Annotated in this window: 11 protein-coding genes; 3 read left to right on the forward strand and 8 right to left on the reverse strand. The window is 56.3% G+C overall.

Annotation, left to right across the window (positions count from 1 at the left end):
* Positions 1 to 100 precede the first annotated feature (100 nt).
* The 3 genes from G538_RS0108830 to G538_RS0108840 all read left to right on the forward strand — a co-directional run bounded on the left by G538_RS0108830 (position 101) and on the right by G538_RS0108840 (position 5,683).
* Positions 101 to 2,797 (forward strand): MMPL family transporter, encoded by a 2,697-nt coding sequence (locus G538_RS0108830; RefSeq protein WP_029069042.1) that lies wholly within the window; start codon positions 101 to 103, stop codon positions 2,795 to 2,797.
* A 38-nt stretch (positions 2,798 to 2,835) separates the two neighbouring features.
* Complete coding sequence (locus G538_RS0108835) at positions 2,836 to 5,103, forward strand: YhgE/Pip domain-containing protein (protein ID WP_029069043.1); 2,268 nt, start codon at positions 2,836 to 2,838, stop codon at positions 5,101 to 5,103.
* 160 nt (positions 5,104 to 5,263) lie between these two features.
* Positions 5,264 to 5,683, forward strand: coding sequence for an arsenate-mycothiol transferase ArsC (locus tag G538_RS0108840; RefSeq protein WP_029069044.1), 420 nt, complete (start codon positions 5,264 to 5,266; stop codon positions 5,681 to 5,683).
* A gap of 16 nt (positions 5,684 to 5,699) precedes the next feature.
* Here G538_RS0108840 and G538_RS15925 read toward each other — a convergent pair whose 3' ends face one another.
* The 8 genes from G538_RS15925 to G538_RS0108880 form a co-directional block, all read right to left on the reverse strand.
* Positions 5,700 to 6,887 carry an ABC transporter permease gene (locus G538_RS15925; RefSeq protein ID WP_035833898.1) on the reverse strand — a complete coding sequence of 396 codons (1,188 nt, stop codon included), beginning with the start codon at positions 6,885 to 6,887 and terminating at the stop codon, positions 5,700 to 5,702.
* A 3-nt stretch (positions 6,888 to 6,890) separates the two neighbouring features.
* Positions 6,891 to 7,574 (reverse strand): ABC transporter ATP-binding protein, encoded by a 684-nt coding sequence (locus G538_RS0108850; RefSeq protein ID WP_029069045.1) that lies wholly within the window; start codon positions 7,572 to 7,574, stop codon positions 6,891 to 6,893.
* Entirely contained in the window at positions 7,571 to 9,001 is a 1,431-nt protein-coding gene (locus G538_RS0108855) for a peptidoglycan-binding protein (RefSeq protein WP_029069046.1), read from the reverse strand. The genes G538_RS0108850 and G538_RS0108855 overlap by 4 nt, the downstream gene beginning before the upstream one ends.
* A gap of 123 nt (positions 9,002 to 9,124) precedes the next feature.
* On the reverse strand, positions 9,125 to 10,027 hold the full coding sequence (locus tag G538_RS0108860) for a hypothetical protein (RefSeq protein WP_029069047.1): 903 nt from the start codon (positions 10,025 to 10,027) through the stop codon (positions 9,125 to 9,127).
* Between the two features lie 143 nt (positions 10,028 to 10,170).
* Positions 10,171 to 11,115: a hypothetical protein gene (locus tag G538_RS0108865; protein ID WP_157544388.1), complete on the reverse strand. Its 945-nt coding sequence runs from the start codon at positions 11,113 to 11,115 to the stop codon at positions 10,171 to 10,173.
* Positions 11,116 to 11,161: 46 nt separating this feature from the next.
* The gene (locus G538_RS0108870) at positions 11,162 to 12,055 is read right to left on the reverse strand and encodes a hypothetical protein (protein WP_169514110.1); all 894 of its coding nucleotides are present in this window, start codon (positions 12,053 to 12,055) and stop codon (positions 11,162 to 11,164) included.
* 263 nt (positions 12,056 to 12,318) lie between these two features.
* Positions 12,319 to 13,224, reverse strand: a complete 906-nt coding sequence (locus G538_RS0108875) for a hypothetical protein (protein WP_029069050.1) — start codon at positions 13,222 to 13,224, stop codon at positions 12,319 to 12,321.
* 10 nt (positions 13,225 to 13,234) lie between these two features.
* Positions 13,235 to 14,182, reverse strand: a complete 948-nt coding sequence (locus G538_RS0108880; protein ID WP_029069051.1) for a hypothetical protein — start codon at positions 14,180 to 14,182, stop codon at positions 13,235 to 13,237.
* Between the last annotated feature and the right edge of the window lie 139 nt (positions 14,183 to 14,321).

A 14,321-nucleotide genomic window follows, 5' to 3' on the forward strand; every position in this document is an offset into this window, starting at 1 on the left:
TCTAGTTCAATCCACTATTGTATTGAATACAAAAACGTATTGAGCCCGAGTTGGCGACATCCCGCATCGCCCACCACGCCTCCATCCCGCAGGAGCCCGCATGTCAACTGCGCTGTATAACCTTGGTCGGACTCTGTCCCGGCATCGTCTCGCAACAATTGGGGCGTGGTTACTGATTATCGTGCTGTCGGTTGCGGCAGCGGTGTTTTCTGGTGGCAAGTTCAACGACAACCTGTCCATCCCAGGAACGGAAGCGCAAGAGGGCCTCGATGTCCTGTCTGAGCGTTTCCCGCAGGTAGCTGGGGCAAGTGGCCAGCTTCTCCTGACGGCTCCAGCTGGTCAGGACATCCGTGATTTCGAATCGCAGATCACCAGCATCGTGGATGACGCCTCACAGATTGAGGATGTCGCGGTCATCTCGAACCCTTTTGACGAGGGCGGGGAAACGGCTTTCTCCCCGAGTAACGAAGCGGCGCTACTCCAAATTCAGCTCGACACTCAACTCGGTAGCATCAGTGAGCAAACCCTTGATGGTTTCACTGACCTCGCTCAAGAGATCAATGACACCACGCCGCTCGAAGCGAACGTGGGTGGTGGCATGTTCACCATGACCACAGTGCACTTCTCCATCGTTGAGGTCATTGGGGTCGGGGTTGCGCTACTGGTGTTGACCATCACGTTTGGGTCGTTGGTGGCTGCTGGCGTCCCAATTATCACTGCCATTATTGGCGTGGCGGTGTCGATGCTTTTGGTTGTCACTGCTGGCGCATTCACCGACGTGTCGTCAACAACCCCCACGTTGGCCATCATGCTTGGTTTGGCGGTGGGGATTGACTACGCACTGTTCATTATTTCGCGGCACCGAAGTCAACTCGCTGAAGGCCTTGAGGTCCAGGAGTCTATTGCTCGCGCCCAGGCTACCGCCGGTTCTGCAGTTATTTTTGCTGGTATCACCGTCATTATTGCGTTGTCCGGGTTGGCTGTGGCGGGCATCCCCTTCCTCACTGTGATGGGGTTGGCGGCAGCAGCCGCTGTCGCTATTGCCGTGTTGGTTGCCTTAACTCTTCTCCCTGCCGTGCTTTCTCTTCTTGGGGAGCGGTTACGCCCACGCAAGCGCGTTGTACCCGGCGCACCGAAGAAAACAGCCCGGTGGGTGACTGTGGTGACCCGGAAACCGTGGCTGACTGTCGTGACATGCGTTGCATTGCTGGGTATCGCTGCGATACCGGTCAAAGACATGGCGTTGGCGCTCATGGACAGCGGCTCTCAGCCTGTTGGTACTGCAGTGCGGGACACCTATGACCTCATTGCTGAGCAGTACGGTGAGGGATACAACGCCCCAATCTTGGTCACGGCAGACATCATCGCGTCCGATGACCCACTTGGTGTTGTCGCTGACCTAGCTCAGGACATTGAGCAGATCGACGGGGTTGTGTCTATTGCGGTTGCCACACCCAATATGACCGCTGACCTCGGCATGATTCAGCTTGTGCCTCAGTGGGGGCAAACAGACCCGCGCACCGCTGACCTGGTGCATGACATTCGTGAACAAGCTGCCACCTGGGAAAATGACCTTGGTGTTTCCAACATGATGGTTACTGGTCAGGTTGCGGCGGGCATCGACATTTCAGAGAAGCTTTCTGATGCTCTCCTACCGTTCGGCGCTGTTGTCGTGGGCTTGTCCCTCGTGCTGTTGCTTGTAGTGTTCCGCTCCATTGCGGTCCCCCTGAAGGCAACAGTTGGGTACCTCCTGTCGGTGATGGCATCGTTTGGTGTGACCTGGGCGGTCTTCGGTTATGGCTGGGGCGCGTCACTGTTGAATGTTGATACCACTGGCCCGGTTATTTCCTTCATGCCGATCATTGTGATGGGTGTGCTGTTTGGGTTGGCGATGGACTACGAGGTGTTCCTCGTTTCGCGAATCCGCGAAGAGTACGTGCATACCGGGAATGCTCAACAATCGATTCTGACCGGGTATACCGAGTCAGCACGCGTTGTTTCCGCAGCGGCGATCATTATGATCGCTGTGTTTGGTTCGTTTGTTCCCACGGGGGACGCCATCATCAAACCTCTGGCTTTTGCTCTCGCCATCGGTGTGTTCATTGATGCGTTTATTGTGCGCATGACCCTTGTTCCAGCCGTTCTGGCGATCCTTGGTGATCGCGCTTGGTGGTTACCCCGTTGGTTGGAGCGTTCCATGCCGCAACTTGATGTGGAAGGCACAGGGCTGGAAAAACGCCTGAGCCAAGATGCTTGGGCGCAAGACAACCCTGGTGTGGTCATTCGCGCCGAGGACGTCACCGTGCACGACACAACGGACCGCCCGCTTCTGTCAGGCTTCACGTTGACCGCCACCCCAGGGGACGTTGTGTTGTTGCACAGCACCGACCCTTCGGTTCGCCAAGGTGTGTTGGCCGCGCTGACAGGCCGGCACCGCATCGAATCAGGCACCGTCACGGTTGCGGACTGTGTCCAACCAGAGGAACGCAGTAAGTTGCGTCGATCTACTGCTTTCCACACGCAGGTCAACACACTTGACGATGTCCGGCGTGTTACCAAAAACCTGATGAATGACCCACACAGTGCCGCGGTTGTCGCCCTAGACACCGGCATGCTGCTGGTCACCACAGGAACAGACACCACATTGGATGCGGGCACGTTAGACGCCCTGTATCAGCACCTTGCGCCTCTTCACGAGCACGGCATTGTCACGCTCATTGGAACATCAGCTAACGCCGATGCTTCACTGACTGTCACCCCGCTTGTCACCCGCCGCCTCGCCGGCAGCGCCCTGTAAACCGCACCGAGCACGCCCTACCGCATCAAGGACATCCCGTGACCGGAACTTCACGTACCAAAATCATCGCCATCATTTTGGCGACCATTCTGCCGGTGGCATCAATTGCCATCATGTTGTGGTCCTACCATGACAGAGCAGACGCCGCGTCGAACCTGACTGCTGCTGTTGTCAACCTCGACGAGATGGCAACCATTGGCGAAGGCGACGACGCCCAACAGTTCCCTGGCGGGCGCCTTCTGACCGCTGGGCTCACCACCAACGATGACACCGTGACGTGGGATATTGTCTCGGAGAATTCCGCCCGTGATGGTTTAGAGAACGGTGACTATGCGGCAGTCATCACCATCCCCAAAGACTTCTCCGCGAACATCACGGGGGCGCTACAAAATAACCCCCGCCAAGCTAACATCACGGTGGAAACCAACGAGGCGAACTCACAACTTGTCTCTTTCCTCGCCCAGTACGTTTCCCAAACAGCGGCGGCAACAACTGGCCACACCATCACCGAGATGTTCATTAACTCAACGTTGACTGAGGTTGCACCACTCACTGACGGGATCACTGACGCCGCAGATGGCGCCACCCAACTCGCTGACGGTACGGAACAACTTAACGACGCTATTGGGCAGGCCGCTGGTGGTGTTGGTGAACTCGCTGACGGGCTCGACGGTGCTGGCGCCGGGGCCACCCAACTCGCCGATGGCGCGCAGCAGCTCAACTCTGGGGTTGGCCAGTTCACCTCTGGTGTGCAATCAGCAAGCACTGGTGCAGGACAACTTGCTACCGCAAGTAGCCAACTAGCGGGCGGCGCTCAAGAGCTCGCTGGCGGCGCCAAAGAACTATCCACGGGGTTAAGCCAACTCAACAAAGAAGCCAAAGCGTTCCCCAAGGGCATCAAGCAGCTCGACAATGGTGTCCAAGGCCTGGCTGACGGTCTCAACGCCTTAGCACAGAACGTAGAGTCCCTGCCTGAAACCACTCAAGGAATCAATGCTGCCGCTCAAGGCATCGCCCAAGGGGCAGCGCTAGCGAACAACGCTATCGTTGCGGTCAACGCAGCGTGCGCTGACGTGACCTCACCCGAATGCGCCCAAGCGCTTGAAGCGCTCGCGAAAGCGCAGGAAGCTTCCCAGGGAGTTGTCACAGGGGCAAGCGAACTAGCACAGGGCACGGAGCTCCTTTCTGCGTCGACACCAGCCCTAACAGGCGGGGTCAATGACCTTGCTGAAGGAGCGGGCCAACTTGCCAACGGCACGTCACAACTCGCAGAAGACGCTCCCGCATTGACACAGGGAATCGGACAACTGTCCACCGGTGCGAAAAAGCTCTCAACTGGTACCTCAGAACTTGCCGGCGGGGCAGGGCAACTCTCCCAAGGACTCACCCAACTCTCTGGTGGCCTGTCCTCCGCAGCATCGAATGCGGGACAACTGCAATCAGGGTCCTCCCAACTCGCCACCGGCACCTCGGAACTTGCCACTGGAATCGTTGGCGCTAAAGACGGCGCAACAGGTATCGCTGACGGGTTAGATCAACTTGAGGATGGATCTGGGGATATTGCTGGCGGTGCCGGTGACCTTGCAGGTGGCCTGACTGAAGCATCGGATCAGGTTGCTGAACTTGGCGACATTCCTGAGAGCCTCGGTTCCGTTTTAGCTCAGCCCATCACCTCGTTGCACAACGAAACCAACCCCTTGGGCAGCTCCATCACCGGGTTGGCCGCAGCGATCGCTGCGATCTTCATGTGGGTGGGGGCGTTCGCCCTGTCCCTCATTCACCGCATCGCCCCACGGCGCTTCTTGGGAACTACTGTTCCCACCGGTGAGCGTTTGAGGGCAGGCTTGGTCATCCCCGGCATCGTCACTGTGGTGCAGGTTGCGGCGCTACTTGCCGTACTCGCAGCTTTTGGTGTGAAGATCGCGAACTGGCCACTGACCATCGTGGTGCTTCTCGTTGGGACGTTGACATTTATGGTGCTCACTGAGGTGTTTGTTCTTGTGTGGGGCCGGGCCACAGGGTGGCTTCTGTCACTGTTGTTCTTTGCTGTGCAGGCAGCAAGTGTTGGCGGTTTATTGCCGATTGATACTGCGCCAGAGTTTTTCCAGATCCTTAATTCGCTTCTGCCCCTCCCGTTGGCGGCTGACGCACTGAATGCGTCAATTGCGGGAGCAACATCAGCGAATGCTGGACTGGCAGTTGTTGGCCTCATCATGTGGCTCCTGATTGCTGGAGCAACCGCATGGTGGGCAACAGCTCGTGAGGAGCGGTGGCGGCCACTCCCCATGAAGTCGGCGGTTGCCTAACCGGTAGGTTAGTCAAGCGCCACCAGCCGATGCCCGTTCCACCTTGTGTCCAGCGCGAGGTGAGGCGGGCATCGGCATGTTTCCACACACTTATATAGACACTCTTCTATATTGGCGATAGTGTGTGCGGTGAGACCACCATCAACTCAGGAGGCCACCTATGCCATCACCCACGCCATCCGTCTTATTTGTCTGTGTGAAAAACGGCGGAAAATCGCAAATGGCAGCAGCTCTCATGCGCCACCTCGTTGGTGACGCCGTAGCTGTTCACTCAGCAGGCACCCACCCTGCCAGTGCGCTCAACGCCCTGTCCCAGCGCAGCGTTGAAGAGATCGGCGCGACCATGGACGGCGAACACCCTAAAGCAATTGACCAAGCACTTCTCGACACCGTTGACCGTGTTGTTCTGGTGGGGACGGAAGCCACCATTGAGCACCCCGGTCAAGCGCCCATCGTTGTGTGGGACACCGTTGAACCATCACATGACGGCATTGACGGTGAGGAGCGGATGCGCCTCATCCGCGACGATTTGAACGCCCGCGTTACCGCACTTGCCACTGAGCTTGGGGTTCAGCTCTAGCCCCTCCCCTCGTCGACTAGTCGACGCGAATTGCTGTTGCCGGGTTGATGCGTGCAGCTGAGGTAGCCGGGTACACCGAGGCAAGGATCCCCACAACCGTGCCGATTCCCAACCCGATGAAGGGCAGCCACAAGGGCATCGTGACGCTCCACCCGTTCGCCAACGCAGTCACGAGCGTGCCGACCACACCCAGTGCGGCGCCAGCCAACCCGCCAAGGAACCCGGTAATGGCCCCCTCAGTGAGGAACAGGCGCGCAATATCGCCCTGGGAGGCCCCTAAGGCTCGGCGCAACCCGATCTCTGAGGTGCGGGACATCACGGCAACAATCATGGAGTTCGCGATCAGCAGGGTGGTCAGGGCAAGCAGCATCACACCCACGGACATCCCCAGGCGGGACAGTTGGGAATCCACCCCGGACCGCAGCGAATCCAACGTCGCCACTTGGGTGACGGTGAGGCGTTCGGGGGCGTCCGGGCGCACCACTTGCCGCAGAGCCTTTGATACCGGCCCACCCGCACCAATGGCGGTGCGCACCGTCAACACAGCCTCGCTATCGGAAATTTTCATCGCCACCGCTTGGGCGTAGGGCACCAGGATGACGTTGTCGACCCGGGCCCGCTCGGAAGACTGCACAATGCCAACAACATCAACCCGATGCCCGGCAAGAGAAATTTGATAGCCGCTAGGGTAGGGAGTATCTGTGGGGATCCCTAACTCCTTGGCTGCCTGCACCCCCAGGTAGGCGACGTTGGTGTGCTGGGTGGAGTCCAACACCCACGCCCCGGCAGTTCCGCCGGTAAGGTCCATGACGTCAAAATACCCAGTGGTTACCCCAGCGACAGCGACCCCTTGGACGTATTCGTCAACGTTGGCGGTGGTGAACCTGTTGGGTTGGGCCGTGTCAATGTCGACATCAATGCGGCGACCGGAGGACAGCACCATGGGTAGGGTCAGGGCGCGGGCATCGGCGTCATCGGGGAAGTTGTTGGTGTCTGTTCCCCCTGACACCGCCACACTGATCTGGTCGAGGGTCCCAGCGGCCATGTCATTGGCGATTTGTTGCGATGCGGTGACATTGGACCCCAACGACATCACAAACGTTCCGGCCCCTAACGCCACCGCGATGATGAGCAGCAGGGTGCGTTGTAGGCGCGCTGTCATGTCGATGGCACAGTCCTGGAAGGTATCTACAAAGATTCGCACCGGTCAGCTCCTTGGTGGGGTCGCTGAGAGTACCCCGTCATAGATGAACACGTTGCGGTGGGACCATGCGGCGGTGCGGTCAGAGTGGGTGATGACCACCACGGCGATGCCTGCTGCGGAGAAGTCATCCAGCAAACTCAACACGAGGTCTGTGTTGCGGGCGTCGAGGTTACCGGTGGGTTCGTCGGCGAGGAGGAGTTGCGGGCGGTTCACAATGGCGCGGGCAATAGCGAGGCGTTGTTTCTCTCCCCCGGAAAGGTTCCGTGCCTGGGATGTTGCCCGGTGGGTGAGGCCAACTTTTTCCAGGGCGTCATCAACGAGCGCTGCTCGCTTAGCGTGGGGTATGCGGGCGATGGAGAGTTTGAGGTCAATGTTTTCGCGGGTGGTGCGGTGCCCCAGGATTTGAAACTGTTGGAACACAAAACCGATTGCTTGGGAGCGGAGGCGGTCTTTTGTGCGTGCAGGCATGGTGGCGGTTTCTTCACCGAGGACCGTGTAACTTCCTGTGGTGGGGCCATCGAGTAAGCCCAGGAGGTTGAGGAGCGTTGATTTTCCGGCACCGGATGGCCCATAGATGGCTACTTTTTCGCCGGGTTCAACACTGAGGGTTGCGTCGCGTAGTGCGTGGATGGGTGGGGTGCCGGGGAAGCTGCGTGATAGTTGGTGGGCGTTGATGACTGCGGTCACCGGCCACCACCTAGTACGACGGTGTTGGTGTCGGTGAGGTTAGCGCCCGTGACGTCAACCCAGCCGTCTTGTTGTTGACCTGCTGTGACGTCTACACGGGTGTGGGTTGTGGGGTCTGCCGCTGTTGCTGGGTCATCCACGGTGAGCACGTAGGTGCCGTTGGCGTCTTGCCGGATCGCGAGCAGTGGTACAGCCAGGGCTGTTGTGCCCTTCGCGGTTTGTTGGTTGTTGGTGATGGTTACTGCGTCGTTGTCGCTGAACGCGGCGGCGTCTTCGCTGGGGATGTTCACCACAAAGTCGTAACCGGGTGGGATGTTATTCGCGTTGTCGCCTTCGGTGAAGTCGGAGATGCTGGTAATTTTCCCTTCACCGGTGACGTTCGTGTTGGTTTGCACGGTGATGCTGACTGTGTCACCTTCAGCGAACCCTTCCGCGTCGAGAACAGTGAGCCGACCGGTGGCGCTGGTGCCTTGGCTGCGCAGTTGGAGGCTGTCAGCGCCGTCGGCGAGGCTGGTCCCTACGGCTGGGGCTTTGATGACGTCAACTTTTTTGCCCGGTATCGCGATGACTGAGAACTTTGGCAGCGGTGTGTCAGCTTTCAGGGTTGCTGCGTTGAGTGCCGCCGTAAGCGCGGCGGTGCTGGTGTTTGCTGCTGGGCCGGTGCCGTCAGCGGCGCCGGTGTTTTCTGCGGCGTCGCTGTTTGGGGTGTCACCGGTGTTGCTGGTTGTGGTGCCGCGGGCTGCGTTGAGTTCTTGTTGGGCTGCGGTGACTGCGTCACGCAGTTCGGCCGATGCTTGTGGTGCGGTGGCTGCTGCGCTGCGGTACAGGTCGCGGACGGCGGCAGCCATGCCGGGTCCGTATTCGCCGTCGATGCTGCCGGTGTAGTGGCCGAGGCGTGACAGTTCGGTTTGGAGTGCTTTGACGTCTTGGCCGGAGTCCCCTGGGGCGAGGTCGCGGTAGAGCGGGAACGGTATGGACAGCACAAAAACGGGGTACCCGGCAATGGACACCACGGGTTTTCCGCTGGGCACTGTGGCACCGGCTTTTGCGATGCGTTCGGTGACGATGGGGCTTTCACCACCGGGTAACGTGAATTCGGGGAGGGTGACGGTGCGGCCTTTGCGTACTTCCCCTTTGGCGGTTGCGATGTCGGGGAGGAACTCGTGCATGGTGACAGTAGCGGTCGCTTCGATGGCGACAGCTGAGTTCTCTTGTGCTTGGTCGAGTGGGGTGCGCACCAGGAATCCCGCTAGGTACCCGATGCTCAGCGCCGCGAGTGTGCCAACAACCCAGATCACCATCCAGTTGCGGGTGAGCCCTAACCGGCGGCGCGGTGGCCCGTCGCCGTCAGTTTGTGGGGCGGTGTGGCCCGCTGAATCTGGGGTGTCGCGGGACATTATCTCGGTGTCCCACTCGGGTGTTGTCATGGTGTGCCTTTCACACTGTGCACCAGTGTGCTCATTAGTTGGGTGTTGGGTTTAACGCGCATGATGCCCTGTGGGAGTTTGAACCTCCCGCAAGGCGGTGCTGTTGTGTTTATGTCTTGAGAGTTACGGTTTCCACAGGGCTTCACCCTTGGCTGCGTTTAACTTGAGGTACTCACGGTTGCTGGTGATCGTCTCGTCAATCTCTTCTTGAGCAGCAACAAGTTCAGATTGATACTTCTGAACTAGGGGCCCTTGAAAAGACGCTTCGATGTCTGCCAACCGTTGGATGAAATGAACTTCTTCTTTGCACTTTACATCTGCTAAAGCAGCTTTGATCGAATCTTCATCTGCCACATCGTGGCTCACCCCTTTAATCGCGAACGGGGAAACAGACTCATCTCGTTCCAGCCCTGAAACCTTGAGACACTCTTCCCACTCCGCAAGTATTTGCTGAGCATCGTCTGTTTCCATCATGAGGAAGTACGATTGTTCACGCATTTGAACAAGTTCTTCGGAAAGCTCCTTCATAGTACGCATCACGCTCCGCACTTCACTGTTAGTGCTAGAACATTTAGTTTGCGCTTTATCATATTCGGCGCTGTTAACCACTTCGGCAAACTCTTTAAGGAACTTCTGCTCACTAATCAACGCGGGAGATGACCCTTCCACTGAAGAAATATCCGTATACCCGAGTTTAGCGGCGTAATCCTTATTCCAACGCCCATACCTATACCATTCGCGCTCGATTCCGGTCTCTGCAGGAGACCAAGATGCAGGATAACCCTCGCTGTTCATGCACAAAGAAAGTTCTAGAAGAACCGCGGAATCACTCTCGCGCAGTTCATCATCCGTGAATAAAAAATCATCTATCGGCAGTTGGACTTGACTGGTGCTTTCATTGACTTCCGCTTTGAAACTCTTGTCTCTGACGTCAGAGACTTCCACATCGTCGCTTGGCGCGCTCTGCTTTGAAGAGCAACTCGTCATGAGACCCAAAATAACTAAACCTACAAAAAACTTTTTCACTATTTCCTCAATAAAATTAGTAGTGGCACCTTGGGCCTTCGAGGCAGACCGAAGACGCCACCTAGATGTTAGAACCAGCGAAGGCAATAGCTGCACTAATGAAAACTAAACAATTGCCTCGTCGATCATATAGCGGTGTACATCTATGGGATGTTGTTGGCCAAGGCTTCCAAGGTTTGTGCTTCTTTCTTGTGGTTATTCATGAAGACATCAACTGCCGCTATGCTTTCCTCTACGGAGGAGCGCATTTCAACAAGCTCGGCTTCATATTTTTTGAGGATTGGCGCCTGATACGATGCTTCAATATCTGAGAGCCGTTTGATCAGATCGGTCTTTTCCTTGCATCGAACATCTATGATCGCGGCTCGTATGGAATCTTCGTCAGCATCAATGTAAGAAACATCCTTGATGGCGTACTCATTGTCGACTTCTTCAACGACGAGTCCCTCTTCTTCGACGCATTGCCGCCACTCATTTTCGGCTGCTTGCGCTTCTGGGGTTTCTTTCATGAGGTTGTATGACAGCTGCCTCATCTCCAGCACTTCAGGCGGTGCGCCGTCCTCGAAGGCAGAGGCAATAATCTCGGAATCCTCACCGTTACCCCCACAGTCCTCGATAACTTTGTCATATTCAGGGATATTGACTTCCTCTGAATAATACTGACCAAAGGCAACTTCGTGGTCGCGTATTTCTTGACCTATCAAGTCAGGTATATCGCTGTATCCATATTTCTCTGCGTACTCCAACACCCAGCGACCATAGCGCTGGCTTTCTTTACGCTCTCTTTCTCCAAACGGAACCCATAGCGCTGGATAACCAGCATCATGTATACATGACGCCATGGAAAGAATAATCGCCCCATCAACTTTTGATTGCTCATCTCTACTCATGAAGAACTGCTCAAGCGGTAAGACAATCTCACCCGTATCACCATCAAGGATGGCGGTCGCTTTCATGTCACGCTCGTAATCATCCGGATCGAGCGATTCTCCACCAATCACCTGTGGTGTTGCGCTCGATTCATCCGGAGTGGCTCCACATGATGCCAAGAGCAGGACAATGAGTAAACTGCCAACGATACTATTCAAGTTCCATCCTCACTTCGCTGTGTTGACTCGGAGTTCAGACTGGTGCTCATGGCTTCCACAGGGCTTCACCCTTGGCCGCGTTTGCGTTCAGGAATGCCTTACGGTTTTCGGTGACCTTTTCGTCGAATGCGTGAAGCTCAGCCAGTTCGGCTTCGTACTTCTTCACAACTGGGCCTTGAAAAGATGCTTCGATGTCCGCGAGGCGCTGCACGAAGTCGGTTTCCTGTTTGCATGCGACGTCGGTGACCGCCACTTTGATGGACTGTTCGCTTGCGACACTGTAATCAACGCCCACAATGCCGTACGGGTCATCATCGCCCACACGTTCCAAACCAGCTTCATTCAGGCAGACTTCCCAGTCAGCAAAGACTGCAGCGGCGTCGTCAGATGCCAACATGAGGTCATAGGTTTGATTTCCTATTTTCGAGATCTCATCAGGCAGGGGCGGACCGCCTAATGCGTCCATCAGATCGGGTGATGGAGTGTCGAGACATTCTGACTCCGCCTTTTCGTACTGCTCACTGGACAAGACATCTTCGTGCTCAGCATTGAACAATGCTTCCCATTGAAAAGCTCTTTCCAGCTCTTTGTCGGGGACAAGGACATACGCGTGACTTTCGGCGTTGCTCATGATCCAGCGCCCGTATCGCCTATTCTCTTCGGGCCCAATGTTTTCACGTTGTGCCCAATAGGACGGCATGCCCTTCTCGTGAAGGCAGAGTGCGAGATCCAGGTACATTGCAGAGGTCTCCAATAAGTACCCTTGAGCAGAAGATTCATATTGGTCAGTCGGAAATGAAATTTCTCCTGCGCCCTCCCTAACAACTGCCTTATACGTGGAATCGCGGGATACGGTCGGCGAGTTCTCCACAGTCTCCTTCTGCGCAGCCCCACCTGCGTAAGAACAACCTGTCACAACTGAAAATATGATGCCGCCCATTAGTACGACACGTAGTCTAGGTTTTGTTTTTACCAGGGGTGGAACATTCAATAGGGAACTTCTTTCTTGAAAGTTTCGGTTGAGCACGGTTTTGCACTGAGTCATGCAAAGGCTACCTATGGATTTTTGCGCCTTGGAAGTTACCCACCACATGCCCCGCCGTGAGAGAGCCTTCACCGTATTCACACTGGCAGAGAACGTGTAGCTTATTTTTCACCATGCAAATAAACACCTGTTTAGCGGCGCAGTGATCCCACCGCCCCTCACTGCGCGGAAGCGGCTAGTTCACGTTTGCGTTCTGCAATATCAGCGATCTCACGAGCAGCCTCGGCAATTTCAGCCTCATATTTTTCGACTATTGGACCTTCAAGGGCGGCCGCTTCATCGAGGATGCGTTGCATAAAGTCCACTTGGGTTCGACACTGCACATCGATTAAAGCAACACGAATGTTCTCCTCACTGAGTTCATTCACGTCAACGCCTTTAATCCATCCAGCCCCCGTGTATTCGTCAACGAGTTCAAGGCCGCGGCCTTCCACGCATTCGCGCCACTCGGTTTGCACCTTGTGGTATGTGTCAGAGGAGTGCGCAAATTCGAGGGAATGTGATTGGGTAACTTCAGCAGGTAGTTTCTCCAACACTTTCGACACCAAACCGACCTCATTGATAAATTCACCAGCACACTCAGCTCGCTGTTCCTGCCAGCCCTCCGCCTCAGAACGAGCATTCACTGGTTGCACCGCATCAAACGTCCGCACGCCGTCACCACCGCCGCCGGGCGGGCCCACGTAACCCCAGATGGCGACGTTTTCTTCAACCCATGGGCCAAAGTGGTACCACTCTTGTGTTGGTTGAACCCGGTCAGGGTCGTACGTGTGTGGGTACCCGGCCTCCGTCAAACATCGCGCAATGTACGGAGGTGACCCTTCAGAATCGATGTCGGTTCCCTCCCCTAGCAGACCAAGAGCAGCAGTGATCGGTAAGCGCACAGCGCCAGTCGATTCATCAATCTCAGCCTTATAGGAGTAATCCAGCTCCGGCGTCACCACTGTCTCATCACGGGCTCCGGCTTCATCACGTCCACTGCCTGGTGAACACCCAGCGACACCTGTACCGGTGATGAAAGTGGTGAGAAGAACGAAGACAGTGCCCCAACGCCTAACTTTCATAGTCAGAACCTCACGGGTTTTCGCTCAACCACGTGAGGTAAGAATCCTTTACCTCACGGCGGTGATCCGCTATTTGTTGGGATGCATCTGCTAGTTCTGCTTCGTATTTTTCAACGATAGGCCCTTGATACGCTGCAGCGACGTCGAGAATGCGCTGCATATAGTTCACCTCGTCCTTACACTGCACATCAACGACCGCAGCTCGAATATTTTTCTCATCGAGCACGTTGAGGTCTACACCCTCAATCCACCCACTACCGGTGTACTCTTTCACCATCTCTAGGCCGTTGCCCTCGATGCATTCTCGCCACTCACCGATCACCTCCCGGTAGGTGTCACTTGACGTGGCAAAATCAATCGCATCCGAGTCAGCCATCGTGACCGGTTCAGGTAGCTTTGTATAGATGCTCCACACGGTATTACCAGTCACGGCAACTGCAGCAACACAGTCAGCGACTGCGTCGGGGTAGCCCTCTTTTTCCCTGACACCTGGGCCAGGTTGGACAACACTGAAAGTTGTGTCCGCGTCCCCGGACGGGCTGGGCGGCCCTGCGTAACCCCACCGTTCAACGTTGCCCTCCACCCACGGCCCAAAGTAGTACCACTCGGTATCGAGTGAATCACGTTCCGGTTCGTATGTGTGGGGGTAGCCAGCCTTCGTAAGGCACGCAACCATATATTTTGACTCCTCGGGAGAACTCTCACTGAAATGATCAGTGGTTCCTGGGAAACCCAGCGCAACATCAAGCGGTAGCCGCACGGTTCCGCTGGCTCTGTCAATGACAGCTTTATACGAGTAGTCCAGTTCCGGGTCTATCGTTTCCCCCACTACCCCACCAGGTTGTTGATCGCTGCGGCCTTCTCGTTGCTCATCGGAACAGGAACTGAGCCCAGCGGAGAGGGCAATCACGGAAGCGATGATGACCCATCGGCTGGGAGGTTGTCTGTTCTGCGGCATGATACCTTCGCGGTCGCTCTTGACTATTGCGTCCCATTATCACCCCGTTGACTGACAGCCGTAAAGAGACTTAAGGGCCACGACGTGGACATTCACATTTCCGCCACACTATCTCAATCGCCTAAACGCCTCTCTCGCG

The organism is Jonesia quinghaiensis DSM 15701, from assembly GCF_000423205.1.
Classification (GTDB): Bacteria; Actinomycetota; Actinomycetes; order Actinomycetales; family Cellulomonadaceae; genus Jonesia; species Jonesia quinghaiensis.